Origin of the sequence: Celeribacter naphthalenivorans, assembly GCF_020524585.1 — a bacterium.
Taxonomy (GTDB): Bacteria; Pseudomonadota; Alphaproteobacteria; order Rhodobacterales; family Rhodobacteraceae; genus Celeribacter; species Celeribacter naphthalenivorans.
In genome coordinates this window covers 1-19,897 of record NZ_JAIVLK010000008.1, presented here as the reverse complement: position 1 = coordinate 19,897, position 19,897 = coordinate 1, and the positions used below count along the sequence as shown (strand labels likewise).

At 58.8% G+C, this 19,897-nt stretch carries 18 protein-coding genes and 1 tRNA gene; 15 read left to right on the top strand and 4 right to left on the bottom strand.

The features are described from left to right. The first annotated feature begins 138 nt into the window (after positions 1–138). From mdh to LC094_RS16900, 3 genes are all read left to right on the top strand, one after another. Positions 139–1,101: a malate dehydrogenase gene (gene mdh / locus LC094_RS16910; RefSeq protein WP_226553979.1), complete on the top strand. Its 963-nt coding sequence runs from the start codon at positions 139–141 to the stop codon at positions 1,099–1,101. 127 nt (positions 1,102–1,228) lie between these two features. Continuing rightward, entirely contained in the window at positions 1,229–2,197 is a 969-nt protein-coding gene (locus LC094_RS16905) for a glycosyltransferase family 2 protein (RefSeq protein WP_226553978.1), read from the top strand. Continuing rightward, the gene (locus tag LC094_RS16900; protein WP_226553977.1) at positions 2,197–3,195 is read left to right on the top strand and encodes a glycosyltransferase family 2 protein; all 999 of its coding nucleotides are present in this window, start codon (positions 2,197–2,199) and stop codon (positions 3,193–3,195) included. The genes LC094_RS16905 and LC094_RS16900 overlap by 1 nt, the downstream gene beginning before the upstream one ends. 63 nt (positions 3,196–3,258) lie before the next feature. Here LC094_RS16900 and LC094_RS16895 read toward each other — a convergent pair whose 3' ends face one another. Beyond that, on the bottom strand, positions 3,259–3,918 hold the full coding sequence (locus tag LC094_RS16895; protein WP_226553976.1) for an outer membrane protein: 660 nt from the start codon (positions 3,916–3,918) through the stop codon (positions 3,259–3,261). A gap of 371 nt (positions 3,919–4,289) precedes the next feature. Between LC094_RS16895 and sucC the strand changes: the two genes are divergently transcribed. The 8 genes from sucC (at position 4,290) to lpdA (ending at position 13,877) form a co-directional block, all read left to right on the top strand. Continuing rightward, positions 4,290–5,483, top strand: coding sequence for an ADP-forming succinate--CoA ligase subunit beta (gene sucC / locus LC094_RS16890; protein WP_226553975.1), 1,194 nt, complete (start codon positions 4,290–4,292; stop codon positions 5,481–5,483). Positions 5,484–5,487: 4 nt separating this feature from the next. Beyond that, positions 5,488–6,012 (top strand): hypothetical protein, encoded by a 525-nt coding sequence (locus LC094_RS16885; protein ID WP_226553974.1) that lies wholly within the window; start codon positions 5,488–5,490, stop codon positions 6,010–6,012. A gap of 71 nt (positions 6,013–6,083) precedes the next feature. Further along, entirely contained in the window at positions 6,084–6,971 is an 888-nt protein-coding gene (gene sucD / locus LC094_RS16880; RefSeq protein WP_226553973.1) for a succinate--CoA ligase subunit alpha, read from the top strand. A 152-nt stretch (positions 6,972–7,123) separates the two neighbouring features. Continuing rightward, a complete protein-coding gene (locus tag LC094_RS16875; protein WP_226553972.1) occupies positions 7,124–10,096 on the top strand; it encodes a 2-oxoglutarate dehydrogenase E1 component in 2,973 nt (990 codons plus the stop codon). A gap of 4 nt (positions 10,097–10,100) precedes the next feature. Next, positions 10,101–11,600, top strand: coding sequence for a 2-oxoglutarate dehydrogenase complex dihydrolipoyllysine-residue succinyltransferase (gene odhB, locus LC094_RS16870; protein ID WP_226553971.1), 1,500 nt, complete (start codon positions 10,101–10,103; stop codon positions 11,598–11,600). Between the two features lie 57 nt (positions 11,601–11,657). Further along, positions 11,658–12,059: a hypothetical protein gene (locus LC094_RS16865; RefSeq protein ID WP_226553970.1), complete on the top strand. Its 402-nt coding sequence runs from the start codon at positions 11,658–11,660 to the stop codon at positions 12,057–12,059. After that, positions 12,056–12,451 carry an MAPEG family protein gene (locus tag LC094_RS16860; protein WP_226553969.1) on the top strand — a complete coding sequence of 132 codons (396 nt, stop codon included), beginning with the start codon at positions 12,056–12,058 and terminating at the stop codon, positions 12,449–12,451. Before LC094_RS16865 ends, LC094_RS16860 begins: the two co-directional genes overlap by 4 nt. 31 nt (positions 12,452–12,482) lie before the next feature. Continuing rightward, on the top strand, positions 12,483–13,877 hold the full coding sequence (gene lpdA / locus LC094_RS16855; protein WP_226553968.1) for a dihydrolipoyl dehydrogenase: 1,395 nt from the start codon (positions 12,483–12,485) through the stop codon (positions 13,875–13,877). 55 nt (positions 13,878–13,932) lie between these two features. Here the strand turns inward: lpdA and LC094_RS16850 are convergent, their stop codons facing one another. The 3 genes from LC094_RS16850 to LC094_RS16840 all read right to left on the bottom strand — a co-directional run bounded on the left by LC094_RS16850 (position 13,933) and on the right by LC094_RS16840 (position 16,169). Further along, complete coding sequence (locus LC094_RS16850) at positions 13,933–14,403, bottom strand: acyl-CoA thioesterase (protein WP_226553967.1); 471 nt, start codon at positions 14,401–14,403, stop codon at positions 13,933–13,935. Positions 14,404–14,788: 385 nt separating this feature from the next. Then, a complete protein-coding gene (locus tag LC094_RS16845; protein ID WP_226553966.1) occupies positions 14,789–15,442 on the bottom strand; it encodes a GntR family transcriptional regulator in 654 nt (217 codons plus the stop codon). A 31-nt stretch (positions 15,443–15,473) separates the two neighbouring features. Beyond that, on the bottom strand, positions 15,474–16,169 hold the full coding sequence (locus LC094_RS16840; protein WP_226553965.1) for a M48 family metallopeptidase: 696 nt from the start codon (positions 16,167–16,169) through the stop codon (positions 15,474–15,476). 160 nt (positions 16,170–16,329) lie between these two features. On the opposite strand from LC094_RS16840, the gene LC094_RS16835 reads away from it, so the two are divergent. The 4 genes from LC094_RS16835 to LC094_RS16820 form a co-directional block, all read left to right on the top strand. Continuing rightward, on the top strand, positions 16,330–16,644 hold the full coding sequence (locus tag LC094_RS16835) for a TIGR02300 family protein (protein WP_226553964.1): 315 nt from the start codon (positions 16,330–16,332) through the stop codon (positions 16,642–16,644). Positions 16,645–16,793: 149 nt separating this feature from the next. Next, positions 16,794–16,869 (top strand) — tRNA-Ala (locus LC094_RS16830). 355 nt (positions 16,870–17,224) lie between these two features. Beyond that, positions 17,225–19,153, top strand: coding sequence for a methyl-accepting chemotaxis protein (locus LC094_RS16825; protein ID WP_226553963.1), 1,929 nt, complete (start codon positions 17,225–17,227; stop codon positions 19,151–19,153). 436 nt (positions 19,154–19,589) lie between these two features. Beyond that, positions 19,590–19,897 (top strand): acetyl-coenzyme A synthetase N-terminal domain-containing protein (locus LC094_RS16820; RefSeq protein ID WP_319003306.1); only part of this gene is annotated, 308 nt, incomplete at its 3' end.

Genomic DNA, 19,897 nt, shown 5'->3' with positions numbered 1-19,897 from the left:
GGTTTTTCCCTGAAAATATCTAGGAGTTAGCGCCACCAGACCCGACAGCCACGTCGCGGCAGCGCAGCACAGACTTGCACGAAAGCCAGCAAAGGGCTACCCATGCGCCAATCTCACAAACAGATTGGAGACAAACTCATGGCCCGACCCAAGATTGCCCTCATCGGCTCCGGCAATATCGGCGGCACGCTTGCCCACCTCGCAGCCCTCAAAGAACTCGGCGACATCGTCCTTTTCGACATCGCCGAAGGCCTGCCCGAAGGCAAAGCGCTCGACATCGCCGAATCCGGCCCGTCCGAAGGCTTCGACGCCGCCATGTCCGGCACCCAGTCCTATGAGGACATCGCAGGCGCAGACGTCTGCATCGTGACCGCCGGTGTGGCACGTAAGCCGGGCATGTCCCGCGACGATCTTCTGGGCATCAACCTCAAGGTCATGAAATCCGTCGGCGAAGGCATCGCCAAACACGCCCCCGACGCATTTGTCATCTGCATCACCAACCCGCTCGACGCGATGGTTTGGGCGCTGCAGAAATTCTCCGGCCTCCCGGCCAACAAAGTCTGCGGCATGGCAGGTGTGCTCGATAGCGCCCGCTTCCGTCACTTCCTCTCCGTCGAATTCGGTGTCTCCATGCGTGACGTCACCGCCTTCGTTCTGGGCGGTCACGGCGACACCATGGTGCCCTCCGTGCGCTACTCCACCGTTGCCGGTATCCCGCTCCCCGACCTGATCGAAATGGGCTGGACCACGCAAGAGAAACTGGACGCCATCGTTCAGCGAACCCGTGACGGCGGCGCCGAAATCGTGGGCCTGTTGAAAACCGGTTCCGCCTTCTACGCCCCGGCGACCTCCGCCATCGAGATGGCCGAAGCCTACCTCAAAGACCAGAAGCGCGTGCTGCCCTGTGCCGCTTACTGCAACGGCGAGATCGGCGTCTCCGACATGTATGTGGGCGTGCCCACCGTGATCGGCGCTGGCGGCATCGAGAAAGTCATCGACATTAAGCTCACCAAAGAAGAGCAAGTGATGTTCGACAAATCCGTCGACGCTGTGAAAGGCCTGATGGACGCTTGTAAAGGCATCGACGGCTCGCTCGCCTGATCTCGAAAGAGCGTAAGACATTCAAAGCCCGCGGACACTCTCCGCGGGCTTTTTCGTATTTCAAGGGACCTCAGCCCCTGCTAACTTGACGCAACCCCTTTCAAATCCGAGACAGAGCGATTTCATTTTGACCTCTCCCGATCCCCAGACCTCGCCCTCCCGCCGCGTCCTGTTTTCCGCGCAAAAGAACGAGGGGCCGTTTCTTTTGGAGTGGATCGCCTATCACAAGATCATCGGGTTTACGGAGATTTTCATCGTCTCCAACGATTGCGACGATGGCTCCGACACGCTGCTCGACACGCTGGATGCGGCAGGCGAAATCACCCATGTGAAACAGATCGTCCCCGAGGGCATCCCGCCACAAACCCATGCCGCGCAGCTGGCGAAAGACAGCGGCTTTTTCCGGGACGGCGATTGGGTGATGTGGCTCGACGCGGATGAATTTCTACTGCCCGCCGAGGGTGGTACGGTGGAGGACATCATCGCGGCGGCCGAGGTGGCACAGGCCTCCTCCGTTTCAATCGCCTGGCGGTTCATGGGCGACAGCGGACATGCGCAGTGGCCCGGACGGCATATTTCCACCGCCTTCACCGGTGCAGCTCCGGTGTGGAAAGGCAAGTCCACGCAAGTCAAAACCCTGTTTCGCTGGTCCGACGCCATCGAGGCACTGGACATCCACCGCCCTATTTTGGCGCCCGACGTCACGGCGGACACGTTTCGCGCCCTCAACTCCGCAGGCACCGATATGGAGCCCCGGTTTTTCGACCGCGCCAAACGCGTGCCCTTCAATCGAATCAATGTCGAGAAACAGCCCTATAAGCTCGGGCGCGTGCTGCATTTCTCTATCAGAACGCCGGATATGTTCGCGCTCAAACGTCAGCGCGGCGACGGTTATTACGCCAACCCGCAAGAGGTGCAGCGCGACGACGATTTCTACGCGGCCAAGAATTTCAACGCGCGCGAAGAGACCGGCCACCACCAACATGAGGCGGCCGTGACCCAAGAAATGGCGCGTCTCTTGCAAGACCCGAACACCGCCCGCGCCGCCGAATCCGTCGCCGAAATCCTCGCGGCCAAACTGGGACAGCTGGCCTGATGGCGGGGGGCGCTCCGACTTGGGCCGTGGCCGCTTTGGGGGATGAGCCCGCGCCTTTGATCGCGGCCTTTGCCCGGCACCACAGGGCCATCGGCGCCTCCGAAGTGCATGTGTTTCTCGACCGTCCGAACCCCGAGGTTGACCGTTTGATCGGGGATCGGGACGGGATTTTCATCACGATCTGCGATCAGGCACATTGGGACCGGGTCAATCAAGGCCGCCGCCCGGAACGCCACACCGGACGGCAGAAATTCGTCTCGACCAGCGTTTATCAAAGCACGACTTGCGACTGGGTTCTGCATTGCGACGTGGATGAATTCATCTCCGACGGCGCTGCGCTATCGAAGGCGTTGAGCAAGGCAGATCGCAACAAAGGCCTGGTCATCCGCAACGCCGAGCGCGCCTACCTGCCCGGCTCTCCCGGCGAGATGCTGTTCGAGGGCGGATTTCGACACCCTATCGTTTTGGCGCCTGAGGATATACAGGCGCTCTACGGTCGGTTCGGCAAGTTCCTCTCTCAAGGTCTCACCGGGCATCACACCGGCAAAACCATCGTGCCCACAGGGCAGGAATGGGAGATGGGGGTGCATCACCCCAAAGTGCTCGCCAATGGTGCCAAACCGCCCCTGACCGCAACGAACAGACGTCTTTTGCTGCATTTCGACGGGCTGACGCCGCTGCATTACGCAATCAAGCTGCTCAAGAAATCCTTTGAAAATTATTCCGGCCCGAAACGCAAAATCGGCGAGGCGCGCGAAGCACAATATCGCTTTACACGCAATCATACCGATCGCCCGCGCGAGATCCTGCGGCTGGTGGAGGGGGTGCAATCGCTTGATGCGCGTCAAGCGGAACGCCTCTTGGCGCTCGACCGGTTGCGCCTCGATCCCTTTGTGCCCAAAGACTGTGACGATCTCGATCTGACACGCACCACCTTCGATGCACTGTTGCGAGAGAGAGACGGCGAGATTTTGGCCAAGGCCGGGCTTGAGATGTAACACGCCAGACATGAAAAAGCCGGACACATGGCCCGGCTTTTTCTATCGCGTTCCGACGTTGGATCAGAACTTGTAGGTCACACCAAAGTTCAGCGCATTGGTGATGATGTCGCTCTCAAGATTGCCGCCGCCATCGAGATCGACGTCGAGCTGGCTGTAGGTGCCTTTGTATTCCGTGAAGAGGTCCCAGCGCTCGTTCAGCTCATAGCTGGCGCCCAAGACCAAAGCGACGGTCGGACCGGCGATCTGATATTCCAGCGTGTCGGTGTTCGCCGTGGCCACTTCGACATGCGGAATGATGATCCCGGCGGAGACGCTCGCGTAGGGTGTGAAGTTGTTCCACAGACCCGGCCAGCGCCAGATCGGACCCACCGTCAGGTTGTTCAATCCATCGGTAAACTCGAGGGTCGAAAACCCGTTGTCGGCCATGTCGCCTTTGTCGGCATAGACCTTGCTGTGGCTAAAATCGGCGATCCAGCCGAAATTGTCGCGCACCCACCAAGTGCCGCGGACACCGTAATAGGGCGGAGTATCGAAGCTTTTGCCATCCCAACCCGTGGTGAAGTCGAAATCATCCACACCGTCGTTGCCCTTCACGGAGCTGTGCGGCGCGGTTTGGTAGCCGCCATAGAGAGACAGGCTGAAATCGCCTGCGTTTGCCGCCAGCGGCGTGGCCAGAAGCGCGACAAGCGCCAATGAGGCTTTCGATCCAGAAATATGCATGATTTTTCCCGAGGTATCCATGGGTGAGTCTTGATCTGTAAATACGAAATCTACGCCAAACAGGCAAGGAAAGTGGCCTGTGCGCAGCCGCGCGAAAGCGTCGCGCCCCATGATAGAGCCAAGCCTGTTAGCGCTCGACACCCCTGAGCCTCTCGGACGCACCTCTCTAAAAGCCTCAAATACGGTTAAAATTTACGGGTCGATTCGGAAAATGGGTTGGAATATGAATTTTGTGATCACACGAAAGTTTCCTGTGATCACAAAATGCCAAAACACGGGCGTTTTACCGCCAACAGGCCAAAAAACCATTTCTTATGCCCCGCAGCCAATGGCATATACGGGTCAATCGAACCAGGGAGAGGATATCTCTAATGAACATCCACGAGTATCAGGCGAAAGCCCTTCTCAAGGAATACGGCGCGCCGGTTTCGGACGGTCGCGTCGTTCTCAATGCAGCCGATGCGAAAACCGCAGCCGGCGAGCTTGACGGCCCGCTTTGGGTTGTGAAAGCCCAGATCCACGCAGGTGGTCGCGGCAAAGGCTCCTTCAAGGAAGCCGGCGCTGGCGAAAAAGGCGGCGTGCGTCTCGCGAAATCCGTTGAGGAAGCCGCGCAGGAAGCCAACGCCATGCTCGGCCACACGCTGGTCACGCATCAGACCGGCCCGGCTGGCAAGCAAGTGAACCGCATCTACATCGAAGATGGGTCCGACATTGAGAAAGAGCTTTACCTCGCTCTGCTCGTCGATCGTCAATCCTCCCGCGTCTCCATCGTGGCCTCCACCGAGGGCGGCATGGACATCGAGGAAGTGGCCGACAAGACGCCCGAGAAAATCCTCTCCTTCTCCATCGACCCGGCCACCGGCCTTCAGGGCTTCCACGGCCGCCGCGTCGCTTTTGCTCTCGGTCTCGAAGGCAAGCAGGTCAAACAGTGCGCCGCGCTGATTTCCAACCTCTATCGTCTGTTCATCGACAAAGACATGGAGATGCTCGAGATCAACCCGCTGATCGTGACCGACACGGGCGATCTGAAATGTCTCGACTGTAAAGCCGGCTTTGACGGCAACGCGCTTTACCGCCACGCCGACATCGTTGGCCTGCGCGACGAGACCGAAGAAGACCCGAAAGAACTGGCCGCTTCCCAGCACGACCTGAACTACATCGCGCTTGACGGTGAGATCGGCTGCATGGTGAACGGTGCGGGTTTGGCGATGGCCACCATGGACATCATCAAACTCTACGGCGCTGAGCCTGCCAACTTCCTCGACGTGGGCGGCGGCGCGACCAAAGAGAAAGTGACCGAAGCCTTCAAAATCATCACCTCCGATGAGAACGTCAAAGGCATCCTCGTGAACATCTTCGGCGGCATCATGCGCTGTGACATCATCGCCGAAGGCGTGATCGCAGCCGTGAAAGAGGTTGGCCTCAAGGTTCCGCTCGTTGTGCGTCTCGAAGGCACCAACGTGGAGCTCGGCAAAGAGATCATCAACAACTCCGGCCTCGATGTCATCGCGGCGGACGATCTCAAAGACGGCGCCCAGAAAATCGTGAAAGCGGTCAAAGGGTAACCTGATGCGTTTAACTGGTGTTCTTGTAGCTTGTTCTATGTTGGCCCTCACCGCGTGCCAATCGACAACACAACCAGCTGTTAGCACTCCTGCTTCGGCACAGTCCGAGACGGGTAACAAGCAGCAGCTTGTCGAAAGTCACGTCGTAGATGGCATTGGAGCATGTGCCGATTTTCTTCTGAACGGCACAGCGCTTGCCTCACTTCAGACTGATGGCTTCCAAAAAACGGCACTTGGCGCTTGGCGTTACAGTACTGGTGGTCTTTTCGGGAACCCCGTGAATGTCAATGGGAAGCAAGGGGATGCGTGCCACGTCTCCCATCTCGGCGGCATTAGCGAAGTTCAGCGAGCTTTGGGCTTAACCTCTCAGGCGCTTAAAGCAAAAGGCTACACGCAAGAGACAAGAACACTCGGCGGCGGCTCCACCAGAACGTATTTTGTGAAATCCGGCACTTCGCTCAGAGCAAGTGCGGGTTTCCAGATCGTGGGTGGGAATGGCACTATCACTGTCCGCCTCGAGAAAGAGTAGTTCACGCAGAGCATCTAGGTCTGCTTAGAGAAATCGCGGTTCGTCCGCACCGACATTAAAGGAGATGCCACATGGCAATTCTCGTAGATGAAAACACCAAAGTGATCTGTCAGGGCTTCACCGGCTCGCAAGGCACCTTCCACTCTGAACAAGCCATCGCTTACGGCACCAAAATGGTGGGCGGCGTGACCCCGGGCAAAGGTGGCACCACCCACCTCGACCTGCCGGTCTTCAACTCCGTGCACGAAGCCAAGCACGTCACCGAAGCCAATGCTTCCGTGATCTACGTGCCGCCGCCGTTCGCAGCCGACTCCATCCTTGAGGCGATCGACGCCGAGATGGAGCTGATCATCTGCATCACCGAGGGCATTCCGGTGCTCGACATGATGAAGGTGAAGCGCGCGCTGATGGACTCCAAGTCCCGCCTGATCGGCCCGAACTGCCCGGGTGTCATCACGCCGGACGCCTGCAAAATCGGCATCATGCCGGGCCACATCCACAAGCGTGGCTCCGTGGGTGTTGTCTCACGTTCCGGTACGCTCACCTATGAGGCTGTGAAACAGACCTCTGATCTGGGCCTCGGCCAATCCACCGCAGTGGGCATCGGCGGCGACCCGATCAAAGGCACCGAGCACATCGACGTGCTCGACATGTTCCTCGACGATCCGGAAACCACCTCGATCATCATGATCGGTGAGATTGGGGGCTCCGCAGAAGAAGAAGCCGCCGAATTCCTCGCCGAGCAGAAGAAAAAAGGCCGTTGGAAACCGACCGCTGGCTTCATCGCAGGCCGCACCGCCCCTCCGGGCCGCCGCATGGGCCACGCAGGCGCCATCGTCGCCGGTGGTAAAGGCGACGCGGAGAGCAAGATCGAAGCAATGAAATCCGCAGGCATCATCGTGGCAGACAGCCCGGCCACGCTCGGCGAAGCCGTGCAGGAAGCCATTGCCAAAGGCTAAGGCGTAAAGCGCCATGCAGCCTTGCGAAGAGAGGCCTGCATTTGACAAAATTCGCCTGCGCCCTTTGTAAAGAAAGGCGCAGGCGCACCCACAAAAAGGCAACGCGATCCTGCCCTCGAAACGGAAACGCACCCCAGATCAAGGTCAAACCGATGAACGACCAGAGCCCCAACGACATCTTCCATGCCTCCTCCTTCATGCAGGGGCACAACGCGGAATACCTCGAACAGGTCTACGCCCAGTACACTCAGGACCCCAGTTCCGTGGACGCCTCCTGGGCCGAGTTTTTCCAGTCTCTCGGAGATGCGGCAACGGATGTCACCGCCGAAGCGGCAGGCCCCTCCTGGGCGCGCCTCGACTGGCCGCCGGTGCCGAATGACGAGCTGACCCATGCTCTGGACGGTCAATGGGCCGAACCTGCTGCTGCGGCCGATGCCGCCGGCAAAAAAATCAAAGAGAAAGCCGCCGAAAAAGGCGTCGCGGTCTCCGAGGATCAGATCAAACGCGCCGTGCTCGACAGCATCCGCGCGATCATGATCATCCGCGCCTACCGCATTCGCGGCCACCTCATCGCCGATCTCGACCCTCTCAAGATGCGCGATCAGGAACCGCACCCGGAGCTCGATCCGCGCACCTACGGCTTCACCGAATCCGACATGGATCGCCCGATCTTCATCGACAACGTGCTGGGCCTGCAACACGCCTCGATGCGTCAGATCATTGATGTTCTGCAACGCACCTATTGCGGCACCTTCGCGCTGCAATACATGCATATCTCCGACCCGGAGCAGGCCGGTTGGCTCAAAGAGCGGATCGAAGGGTTCGGCAAGGAAATCCAGTTCACCAAGAATGGCCGTCGCGCCATTCTGAACAAGCTGGTCGAGGCCGAAGGCTTTGAGAAATTCCTCCATGTGAAATACATGGGCACCAAACGCTTCGGTCTCGATGGCGGCGAAAGCCTCATCCCGGCGATGGAACAGATCATCAAACGCGGCGGCAACCTCGGCGCGAAAGAGATCGTGATCGGCATGCCGCACCGCGGGCGTCTGTCCGTGCTCGCCAACGTGATGTCGAAACCCTACCGCGCGATTTTCAACGAATTCCAGGGCGGTTCCTTCAAGCCCGAGGACGTGGACGGCTCTGGCGACGTGAAATATCACCTCGGCGCCTCCTCCGACCGTGAGTTCGATGGCAACAAGGTCCACCTGTCCCTGACCGCCAACCCCTCGCACCTTGAGGCGGTGAACCCGGTGGTTCTGGGCAAGGCCCGCGCCAAAACCGACCAGAACAACGACCCGGAACGCACCTCTGTCATTCCGGTGCTTTTGCACGGTGACGCGGCCTTTGCGGGCCAAGGCGTCGTGGCGGAATGTTTCGGCCTCTCCGGTCTGCGCGGTCACCGCACCGGCGGCACGATCCATATCGTCGTGAACAACCAGATCGGCTTTACCACCGCGCCGCACTTCTCGCGGTCTTCGCCTTATCCGACCGACATTGCGCTCATGGTCGAAGCGCCGATCTTCCACGTCAACGGCGACGATCCGGAGGCCGTGGTGCACGCCGCCAAGGTGGCCACCGAGTTCCGTCAGAAGTTCCACAAAGACGTGGTCATCGACATCTTTTGCTACCGCCGCTTCGGTCACAACGAAGGCGACGAGCCGATGTTCACCAACCCGCAGATGTACACCAACATCAAGCGGCACAAGACCACGCTGCAACTCTACACCGAGCGCCTCGTGGCCGACGGTCTCATCCCCGAGGGCGAGATCGAGGACATGAAAGCGGCTTTCCAGTCGCTCTTGAACGAAGAGTTCGAAGCCGGGAAAACCTTTAAACCGAACAAGGCCGACTGGCTTGACGGGCGTTGGTCGCACCTCAACAAAGAGGGCGAAGAATACCAGCGCGGTCAGACCTCGATCACCGAGGAGACCATGGCGCAGATCGGGCGTTCGCTGACGCAGGCGCCCGAGGGTTTTAACCTGCACAAAACCGTGGGGCGCCAATTGGACGCCAAGGCTCAGATGTTCGAAACCGGTCAAGGCTTCGACTGGGCGACGGGCGAAGCGCTGGCCTTCGGCTCGCTTCTGAGCGAGGGCTACCCGGTGCGTCTCGCGGGTCAGGACAGTACACGCGGCACCTTCTCGCAGCGTCACTCCGGTCTGATCGATCAGGCCTCCGAGGATCGCTACTATCCGCTGAACCACATCCGTGAGGGTCAGGCGCATTACGAGGTCATCGACTCGATGCTCTCTGAATACGCCGTCCTTGGGTTCGAATATGGCTACTCGCTGGCCGAGCCGAACGCGCTCACCCTCTGGGAAGCCCAGTTCGGCGACTTCGCCAACGGTGCGCAGATCATGTTCGACCAGTTCATCTCTTCGGGTGAATCGAAATGGCTGCGGATGTCCGGTCTCGTGATGCTTCTGCCGCATGGCTACGAGGGTCAGGGCCCGGAACACTCCTCCGCCCGTCTCGAACGTTTCCTGCAGATGTGCGGTCAGGACAACTGGATCGTGGCGAACTGTTCGACGCCTGCGAACTACTTCCACATCCTGCGTCGCCAGCTGCACCGCTCCTACCGGAAGCCTCTGGTGCTGATGACGCCGAAATCGCTTCTGCGCCATAAACTCGCGACCTCCGTGGCCGCCGATTTCACCGATGGCTCGTCCTTCCACCGCGTGCTTTGGGACGATGCGGATCGCGACAACGGCACCGCCAAGTCCGACATCAAACTGAAAGCGGACAAGGACATTAAGCGCGTCGTGATCTGTTCCGGCAAGGTCTATTACGACCTCTTGGAGGCCCGCGACGAAGCCGGCAAGGACGACACCTACATCCTGCGTCTCGAACAATTCTACCCGTTCCCGGCGCTCTCGATGGTCAAGGAACTGGAGCGCTTCAAAGACGCCGAAGTCATCTGGTGTCAGGAAGAGCCGAAGAACCAAGGGGCCTGGACCTTTGTCGAGCCCAACATCGAATGGGTGCTCACGCGCATCGGCGCCAAGCACACGCGTCCGGTCTACGCCGGTCGCGCCGCCTCCGCCTCGCCCGCCACGGGTCTGGCGTCTCAGCACAAAGCACAACAGCAAGCGCTCGTGAACGATGCGCTCAATATCGAAGGGTAATCCTATGTCCGTTGAAGTCCGCGTCCCGACCCTGGGTGAATCCGTGACCGAAGCCACCGTCGCCACTTGGTTCAAAAAACCGGGTGACACCGTGGCGGTCGATGAAATGCTCTGCGAGCTGGAAACCGACAAGGTGACCGTCGAAGTGCCCTCCCCCGCCGCTGGCGTGCTGGGTGAAATCGTCGCCGCCGAGGGCGAAACCGTGGGTGTTGATGCGCTCCTCGCCACGCTCTCCGAGGCAGGCAACGCAGGCCCCGAAGAGGTCAAGCCCCGCGCTCACGCCGAGGATAAACCCGCCGCCTCCGGCGCGTCTGAAAGCGTCGACATCATGGTGCCGACCCTTGGCGAATCCGTGACCGAGGCCACTGTCGCCACCTGGTTCAAAGCCGTGGGTGACAGCTTTGAGGCCGACGAGATGCTCTGCGAGCTGGAAACCGACAAGGTCTCCGTCGAAGTGCCCGCGCCTGCTGCGGGTGTGCTGACCTCCATCATCGCGAACGAAGGCGACACGGTCGCCGCCGGCGGCAAACTGGCCGAGATGTCCTCGGGCGCGGGTGCCGCTGCTGCGAAACCTGCTGCGGCTGCCCCGGCTGCGGCTCCTGCCGCCTCCGGTGGTAAAGACGTCGAAAACGCACCCTCTGCCAACAAGCTGATGGCGGAAAAAGGCGTGAACCCGGCGTCTGTCTCCGGCTCCGGCAAAGATGGCCGCATCATGAAAGAGGACGTGCTGAACGCGCTGAACAAACCGGCCTCCGCCCCGGCCCCGGCTGCGGCTCCTGCCGCTCCGCGTCCGGCCGAAGATGCCGCCCGCGAAGAGCGCGTGAAAATGACCAAGCTGCGTCAGACCATTGCGCGTCGCCTCAAAGAGTCTCAGAACACCGCCGCCATGCTCACCACCTACAACGAGGTGGACATGACCGAGGTGATGGCGCTCCGCAACCAGTACAAAGACCTCTTCGAGAAGAAACACGGCGTGCGCCTCGGCTTCATGTCCTTCTTCACCAAGGCCTGTGTCCACGCGCTGAAAGAAGTGCCGGAAGTGAACGCCGAGATCGACGGCACCGATGTGGTCTACAAAAACTACGTCAACATGGGCGTCGCCGCGGGCACCCCGCAGGGCCTCGTCGTGCCGGTCATCCGCGATGCCGACAGCATGTCCTTCGCCGAGATCGAAAAAGCCATCTCCGAAAAAGGCAAACGTGCGCGTGACGGCAAACTGTCCATGGCGGAAATGCAGGGCGGCACCTTCACCATCTCCAACGGCGGTGTCTATGGCTCGCTGATGTCCTCGCCCATCCTGAACCCCCCGCAGTCCGGCATCCTCGGCATGCATAAAATTCAGGACCGTCCGATGGCCATCAACGGTCAGGTCGTCATCCGTCCGATGATGTATCTGGCTCTGTCTTACGACCACCGGATCGTGGACGGCAAAGGCGCCGTGACCTTCCTCGTGCGCGTCAAAGAAGCGCTGGAAGACCCGCGTCGTCTGTTGATGGATCTGTAAGAAACGATTGTTGGCGCTCTCATTAAAGAGAGCGCCAACAAACATTTGGATCGTCTAATGCCAGATAAAATCGATGAAATCCGCCTTGAATGGTACCGAAACAACATTCAGATTGCGGCTAACCTTAGCAATTTCGCGCTCAAGACGCTCGTTACTTTAAATAGTGGCGCCATTGTTGTTTTGCTAACTTTCATCGGAAATGCTGCGACACAATCCAGATTTCTTGTTTCCGCGTCAGCACTAAAGGATGCTATTTTTTCCTATATTTTGGGGCTCATTTTCGTATTTTTGCTAATCGCGGTTGCATACGTAAATTCAATGATCATGACACCATACGACGCGCGTAAAGGGCTTAGCGACAAAATAGCGTTACCAATTTACGTAATTGGAGCGTTCATGTCTCTCGCGGCATTTGTGTTTGGTACTCTCAAAGTAGCAAACAGTATTTCCATACAATGACCCCCCTCCTCACCCTCCTCGCCCTCGCAGGCCTCTTGCACATCGCGCAATTCGTGGTGGCCTCTTACATGGCGAATGTCGATCTGGGGCCGGGCTACACCACCTCCCCCCGCGACCGCGCACCCAGCCGCGAGATGCGCAAGACCACGGGCCGGATGCTGCGCGCCTATGACAATCACAGTCAGATGTTCCCCTTCTTCGCCGCGGGCGTGTTCCTGATCCACCTGACGGATCAGTCGAGCGCCGTGACCCTCGGCGCGGGCGTGGGCTATCTGATCGCAAGGGTGCTTTACGTGCCCGCCTATGCTTTCGGCTGGCAGCCGTGGCGGTCCTACATCTGGATGATCGCCATGCTCTGCTGCGCCATTCTGTTCATCGCCGCGCTGATCTGAGCGGCTCGAAATACTGACCAAGGAGAAGACCATGGCATCCTACGACGTGATCATCATCGGCGCTGGCCCCGGCGGCTACGTGTCCGCCATTCGCTGCGCCCAACTGGGCCTCAAGACCGCCGTGGTCGAGGGCCGCGAGACGCTGGGCGGGACCTGCCTCAACGTCGGCTGTATCCCGTCGAAAGCGCTGCTCAATGCGACGCACCACCTGCATGAGGCGGAGCACAATTTCGCTGCCATGGGCCTCAAGGGCAAAAGCCCCTCCGTCGATTGGGCGCAGATGAAATCCTATAAGGACGACGTCGTGGGCCAAAACACCGGCGGCATCGAATTCCTGTTCAAAAAGAACAAGATCGACTGGCTCAAAGGCTATGGCTCCATCCCGGAAAAGGGCAAAGTCAAAGTTGGCGATGAGGTCCATGAGGCCAAGAACATCGTGATCGCGTCTGGTTCCGTGCCGACGTCTTTGCCGGGTGTTGAGGTGAACAACGAAGGCGGCATCGTGGTCGACAGCACCGGCGCGCTGGAGCTGCCGAAAGTGCCAAAGAAACTCGTCGTGATCGGCGCAGGCGTGATCGGTCTGGAGCTTGGGTCGGTCTATGCGCGTCTGGGCGCCGAGGTGACCGTAGTGGAATTCATGGATTTCATCACCCCCGGCATGGACGCCGACGTGCAGCGCACCTTCAAAAAACTTCTGGAAAAACAAGGCCTCAACTTCGTTCTGGGCGCCGCCGTGCAAAATGTCGAAGCCTCGAAAACCAAGGCGAAGGTCAACTACAAGCTCAAGAAAGACGACAGCGAGCACACGCTTGACGCCGACGTCGTTCTCGTCGCCACGGGCCGCAAACCCTACACGGACGGGCTTGGCCTTGACGCTCTGGGCGTGGAATTCACCCCGCGCGGTCAGATCAAAACCGACGCGCATTGGGCCACCAACGTGCCGGGCATCTACGCCATCGGCGACGCCATCGTCGGACCGATGTTGGCCCACAAAGCCGAGGACGAAGGCATGGCCGTCGCCGAGGCTCTGGCTGGCAAACATGGTCACGTGAACTACGACGTCATCCCGGGCGTGATCTACACCTCGCCGGAGGTCGCCACCGTCGGCAAGACCGAAGCGCAGCTGAAAGAAGAAGGTCGCAAAGTGAAGGTCGGCAAGTTCTCCTTCATGGGCAACGCACGCGCCAAGGCCGTGTTCCAAGGCGACGGCTTCGTGAAACTCATCGCGGACGCGGAAACCGACCGCCTCCTGGGGGCTGCGATCATCGGCCCGGCTGCGGGCGACATGATCCACGAGATCTGTGTGGCGATGGAATACGGCGGCTCGGCGCAAGACATCGCGCTCACCTGCCACGCCCACCCGACCTACTCGGAAGCCGTGCGCGAGGCCGCTCTGGCCTGTGGCGACGGTCCGATCCACGCATAAGGTTTTGGGTCATTCAGACACAGAAAAGGCGCTCTCCGGAGCGCCTTTTTTTCATTTACCCTTTTGCGGCCTCTTCCAGCCGCTTGGCGTGCTCAATGCGCAACTCCTTGCGCAGCTCGGCCGCCCGCCAGCGTTTCTTGTCCGTTTCCGTCTCAGGCGTGAATTGCGGCACGGCCACGGATTTGCCCGTGTCATCGACGGCAACCATGGTGAAATAGCAGGAATTGGTGTGGCGCACGGTCTGGGTGCGGATGTTTTCCGCCTCGACCCGGATGCCGATCTCCATCGAGGTGCGGCCGACGTAATTCACCGTCGCGCGGCAATGCAGCAATTCGCCCACATGGATCGGCTGTTTGAACATCACCTGATCGACCGAAAGCGTCACCGCGTATTGCCCCGAGTAGCGCGAGGCGCAGGAAAAAGCCACAAGATCGAGCAGGCGCAACAATGCGCCGCCATGCACCTTGCCCGAAAAATTCGCCAGATCCGGCGTCATCATTTCGGTCATTTCCAGATAACGTGCCATGCGCGATGCCCCTGTTCCACTCCGTCTCAGCCCAAAAGACTCTGCGGCGCAGAAAAGGTCAAGCCACGGAGCGGGCTCTTGAGTGGGGTCTTGAGTGGGAGAACAAGGTGAGAAGGGACCGCCAAAATGCGATCCCTTCTCGTCCGACCCGTCATCGGGGGGGGGGTGATAAGGGCCGGAAACTGTCAGAGCTGAATAGCCCCGCAGCGCAAACAAAGGCCATCGGAAAAAAATACATCGGCGGAAAGCTTCTTATCAAAGCGTCGCATGATCGACAGGAGCGTGCCAGCGGCACCGAAGCCCCCCCTCCCCGGCAATGTCTGTCCTGTTCCAGATGTTGGGCATCCTTGTGCTTAGGACATGTCCCACTTTGGTGTTCGGCGCCTCAAACCGCCAACATCCGCAGCCCCTGCGTCACATCAGAGCGCACCGCAAGCCGCAGCCCCGGCTCATCCCCCGCCCGCAGCGCCGCGACGATCAAACGGTGATTATGCGGCACCTCGGTGCGGTTGAGGCGGGCATAAAGTGCGCGCATCGTCGGGCCGAGCTGAAGCCAGACGGTTTCCGTCAGCGCGAGCATCGCAGGCGCCTGTGCACGCAGATAGAGCGTGCGATGGAATTCGAGATTGGCGCGGATGTAGCCCACGTCATCATGTTTCGCGACCATTTCGGCAATCGTGCCATTGATCGTCTGAAGCCGGTCAATCAGCGCCATATGCGCCCGCGGAAGCGCCCGAGAGGCGAGTTCAGGCTCGATCAACGCGCGGATCGAGGCCAGCTCTTCCAAACGCTCGTTCGACAGCTCCGGCGTGCTGACACGGCCCGAGGCAGAGAGGTTCAGCCCGCCATCCGCCACCAGCCGCCGCACCGCCTCGCGCGAGGGTGTCATGGACACATCGAACATCTTGCCGATGCCGCGCAGGGTCAGCGCCTGACCCGGCACGAATTCGCCATGCATGATCCGCGTCCGCAGCGCGCGGTAGACGCGGTCATGGGCGGCGGTCGGGGTCTCGGAGGTACGGATGGTGGGGGTAATCATAGGTGCAAATGTGATCACAAAGGCCGGAATGTCAATCCGCCTCGAACCGCCAAGCGTGAAGCTTTTCGCCCTCTGTATGCAACCAACGGCGATGCGCAGCATGATCGGGACAGACCCGCGCAACATGAGCCCAAAAGCGATCCGAATGGTTCATCTCCAACCGATGCGCCACTTCATGCGCGGCGACATAGTCGAGCACCGCCGCCGGCGCCATCACCAGACGCCAAGAATACATAAGATTGCCCGCCGAGGTGCAGGACCCCCAACGCGACCGCGGATCGCGCAGGGTGATGCGCCCGTAATCGGTTTTCAGCAAAGCCGCGTAACGGTCCGAAGCCTCGCGCAGCCGCATCTGCGCCTCAAGTTTGAGAAAAGCTTTCACCCTTGCGGCAACACGGTCCGCTTCGCCAGGCACCACAAGGCAACCGTCTTTCATCAGAGCACGCCGCCCCTGCCCCGGCACGATCTCCACCTCGCGGCCCAAAAACGGCACATTCGCTCCAAAAACAGCCACCTGCTCCGGCGCCCGCGTGCCGAGATGTTTGCGAATCCAGTCTTCCTTTTCATGCAGAAACGCCAAGGCCTCGCGCTCCGGCAAACGTGCGGGCATCGACAACGTCACCCGCCCGTCGAGACGCGACACCCGCAAGGACAGGCGCTTTGCCCGGCTTGAACGCCGCAAAGTCACCCCGACCGGCGGGTTTCCTTCCAGAATAATGTCGCCCATACTTGCCTCACTCGTGCGTCCTCCCCACATATCGTGACAAAGGACCCGAGGCCACGCTCTTTACCGTTTTTTGAGGGAAAAGCCTTTGACAGCCCCCTTGCGATATGGCATGGCGCGCAGGTCTCCACATATGGATCAGATTTAACGAAAGGGATTCATCATGCCCAAAGAGGAATGGGGCGTAAAACGCGTCTGCCCCACCACCGGCAAACGGTTCTATGATTTGAACCGCGATCCGATCGTGTCTCCCTACACCGGTGAGATCGTGACGTTTGACGTGAACAACAAGTCCCGCGTTGCCATCACCGAAAAAGAACAAGCGAAACCCGCCGACGATCTCGACGACGAGGACGATCTGTTGGTCGATGATGATGCAGACATCGATCTCGATGACGATCTTCTCGACGATGACGAGGATGACGATAACGTCTCCCTCGACGAGATTGCCGACGTCGCATCGGACGACGACGACTGATCTGAGGATCAATCGACTGGGCAGATGGGAAATTTCATCTGCCTGTCATTTTTTCGCTTGCAACGTCGGGCGAGACAAAATAGGAAGCGCGGGCGGACGGGAAACGCCCACCCGCACAGTCGCCTGACCGGCGCCAAACCGGTCAATTTGGGGCCTTAGCTCAGCTGGGAGAGCGCCTGCATGGCATGCAGGAGGTCAGCGGTTCGATCCCGCTAGGCTCCACCAAATTCCCTATTGAAAAACACCAGATAGTTCTGCCTTTCTCGTCAGTGGATTTGCCTCTGCCGCGCAGACCGGTGCTGTTTTTCCTGTGAAAATCCATACTGCCTTGATCCGCGCCTTTCAGCGCGTCGATCACTGCGCAGCCCTTCCCCCTGTCAACCCAAGGATGACCCCTGAGCGACTATTTCTTCGTTGTGACGGGCGACCTTAGGTCGCGGGCAAAACCAGCCTGATCACCGAACTTTCCTGCCGCGGCTTTCACACAATTTCGCAAAAAGAAAAACAATGCACCAAATCTTAAGAAGCCCCGCCCATCTTGAGCAAAATTGACCTTCACCTCCCACAGAAATGGGGCCAAATGCTTCGAGAACTCCTCTCAAAACTTTCCGTACGGATCTACGCCATCGTCCTCGTGTCGATGATCATGATCCTTTCGCTCACACAAATCATCATGAGCATTTCCTATGACACCGCCTTCGGCATGCGCGAACAACACCTCAGCGATATCGTCGACACTGTCGTCTCCAATCTGGACATGCTCGAAAAAGAAGTTGAGGCGGGCAACCTCTCCCGTGAGGAAGCCTATTCCATCGCCCAAGAGCGCATCATGGCCTTCAATTATGACGAGGCCGGCTATTTCTTTGCCTTCGACAAAAACAACACAATGATCGCGCATCCCACCCAGCCGGATTGGATCGGTCAGGACATGTCCAACTATACTGACACACGCGGCACGAACATCTTTGCCGAGATGACGTCTCTTGTGAAAGAGCAAGGTCGCGGCATGATCACCTATTTCTTCAACAAGCCCAATGGCGGCGGAGATGAGGAAAAAATCAGCTATGTCGCCGAATTCCAGCCCTGGGGGTGGATTATCGGAACCGGCTCTTACCTGTCCGACATCCAAGCCCAGATGGCCACCATGCGCACTATCGGACATGCGGTTGAAGTCGTCACGCTGATTCTCCTCCTCGGCGTGTCCACCCTCTTGGTGCGCAGTGTCACCAAACCTTTGAATGCGCTCAAGCTTCGCATGTCCGAAATGTCTGACGGTGACACCGAAAGCCCCGTTCCAATGACCGAAAGCAAAAGTGAAATCGGCGAAATGGCACGCGTTCTGGAGGTCTTCCGAAACGCCTTGCTCGAACGCGAGGAATTGGCCAAGCAACAAGCAATCAAAGACGCCGAACTCGCGCAGGAACGCGAGGCAAATGCCGAACGCGAACGCCAAGCTCAGAAACGTGAGGAACAAGTCGCGGAGCAACGCCGGCTGGAACAAGAAGCAACACGCGCCGAAAAAGAAAAAGAACGCGCTCTGGCTGAAAAAGAACGTGAGCAAAATTTGCAAGAACAGCAAAGAGTCGTGGACTCTCTTGCAACGGGGCTTGGCGCGATGTCTCGCGGCGATTTGACGGTTCGCATCGATGAGGCCTTCCCGGTTTCCTACGAAAAGCTGCGCAATGACTTCAACAATGCGGTCGAAAAAGTCGCACATCTGGCCGCAGCAATCGCGGAAGGCGCGGCAACGATCATCAACGAGACCGAAAACCTCAACAGCGCCTCTCTGGACCTGAGCCGCCGCACCGAAACTCAGGCGGCCTCGCTTGAAGAAACCGCGGCCGCCATCACGCAACTTGCTGCCTCCGTCGAGAGCTCCGCCAAAAGCGCGAAAAATGCCGCAAGCACGGTCGGCCAGACCAAAGATCGCTCCATTGTTGGCCGCGATGTGGTGCAGCGCACGGTTCAAGCCATGCATGACATCGCGGAAAGCTCGACCCAGATTTCCAAAATCACGAGCGTGATCGACGATATCGCATTCCAAACCAACCTTTTGGCCCTGAACGCAGGGGTGGAAGCGGCGCGCGCCGGTGATTCCGGGCGCGGCTTCGCCGTTGTGGCCTCAGAAGTGCGCGCCCTGGCGCAACGTAGCTCTGGGGCGGCCAATGAGATTGCCAAATTGATCGAAACATCCGGTCGTCAGGTCGATGAGGGCGTGCAGCTCGTCAATGCCTCAGGCAGTGCGCTGACAGAGATCGAATCCCTTGTCACCAATCTGGATGGTTTGGTGCAGACGATCGCGACCTCGGCGTCCGAACAATCCGTGGGCCTGTCGGAAATCACCACTGCCGTCAGCCAACTTGATCAGGTGACACAACATAACGCCGCTATGTTCGAAGAAACCACAGCGGCGTTGCAGGCCCTGAAAGCCCAAGCCACGTCACTGGAGCGCGATAGCGCTCAGCTCAAAACCAGCAAGGACAGCGACGAGCTACGCCTCGCATCTTGAGCACACTCGCAAAAGGCATCTGTGCCCGGAAAACTTCCGGGCACATGTCGCATATTCAACGTCATGAACCAGTCACGCGAGCTGGATCACATGAAGACGAGTCACCAGACGATAGCGCCAATTCATCGAGAAATTTCGGGCATAACCGTCAGACCTGCGTGGCTCAAATCGAACACCCGAAGAAGGTTCAACATCAGAAACATCCCAAACGGCTCACGAACGCGGACCCCACAGGAAAATTATTGCATTGATAAATAAAGATAATTTTTATTGTTAAGAGTATTTACAAAGATTAGTAAATTTTCGTGAACATATTTACAAAGAACATATTCAAGTCTCGCAAGCTTCGAGCGTTTTCATTTCAAACTCTGTAAACCTTATCCTGAGGAGAAGGCTCATTCTGTGAGTGAGCCGCGTTTTGAGTTGGGAGGCGACGATGTCGGAAGACATGACCAAGATGACCGCACCTGCTGAGGCTTTTGCCTCGCGTGCGCATATCAATGCAGAGACTTACGAAACCATGTACCAGCGCTCCATCGAGGACCCGGTATCCTTCTGGGCCGAACAAGGCAAGGTTCTCGACTGGATGGAGCCCTACACGCAGGTCAAGAAGACCTGTTTCGACTTCGGGCGCGTGGACATCAAATGGTATGCCGACGGCGTCTTGAACGTCTCCGCCAACTGCATCGACCGTCATCTGTCGAAAAAATCCCTGCAAACCGCGATCATTTTCGAGCCGGACGA

Bases quoted from the DNA above. Each gene is read 5' to 3' on its own strand.
- LC094_RS16840 (WP_226553965.1), bottom strand. From the start codon at position 16,169: ATGGGCGACATTATTCTGGAAGGAAACCCGCCGGTCGGGGTGACTTTG.
- odhB (WP_226553971.1), top strand. From the start codon at position 10,101: ATGTCCGTTGAAGTCCGCGTCCCGACCCTGGGTGAATCCGTGACCGAA.
- LC094_RS16885 (WP_226553974.1), top strand. From the start codon at position 5,488: ATGCGTTTAACTGGTGTTCTTGTAGCTTGTTCTATGTTGGCCCTCACC.
- LC094_RS16860 (WP_226553969.1), top strand. From the start codon at position 12,056: ATGACCCCCCTCCTCACCCTCCTCGCCCTCGCAGGCCTCTTGCACATC.
- LC094_RS16865 (WP_226553970.1), top strand. From the start codon at position 11,658: ATGCCAGATAAAATCGATGAAATCCGCCTTGAATGGTACCGAAACAAC.
- LC094_RS16825 (WP_226553963.1), top strand. From the start codon at position 17,225: ATGCTTCGAGAACTCCTCTCAAAACTTTCCGTACGGATCTACGCCATC.
- LC094_RS16845 (WP_226553966.1), bottom strand. From the start codon at position 15,442: ATGATTACCCCCACCATCCGTACCTCCGAGACCCCGACCGCCGCCCAT.
- sucD (WP_226553973.1), top strand. From the start codon at position 6,084: ATGGCAATTCTCGTAGATGAAAACACCAAAGTGATCTGTCAGGGCTTC.
- mdh (WP_226553979.1), top strand. From the start codon at position 139: ATGGCCCGACCCAAGATTGCCCTCATCGGCTCCGGCAATATCGGCGGC.
- lpdA (WP_226553968.1), top strand. From the start codon at position 12,483: ATGGCATCCTACGACGTGATCATCATCGGCGCTGGCCCCGGCGGCTAC.
- LC094_RS16850 (WP_226553967.1), bottom strand. From the start codon at position 14,403: ATGGCACGTTATCTGGAAATGACCGAAATGATGACGCCGGATCTGGCG.
- LC094_RS16835 (WP_226553964.1), top strand. From the start codon at position 16,330: ATGCCCAAAGAGGAATGGGGCGTAAAACGCGTCTGCCCCACCACCGGC.
- sucC (WP_226553975.1), top strand. From the start codon at position 4,290: ATGAACATCCACGAGTATCAGGCGAAAGCCCTTCTCAAGGAATACGGC.
- LC094_RS16900 (WP_226553977.1), top strand. From the start codon at position 2,197: ATGGCGGGGGGCGCTCCGACTTGGGCCGTGGCCGCTTTGGGGGATGAG.
- LC094_RS16895 (WP_226553976.1), bottom strand. From the start codon at position 3,918: ATGCATATTTCTGGATCGAAAGCCTCATTGGCGCTTGTCGCGCTTCTG.
- LC094_RS16875 (WP_226553972.1), top strand. From the start codon at position 7,124: ATGAACGACCAGAGCCCCAACGACATCTTCCATGCCTCCTCCTTCATG.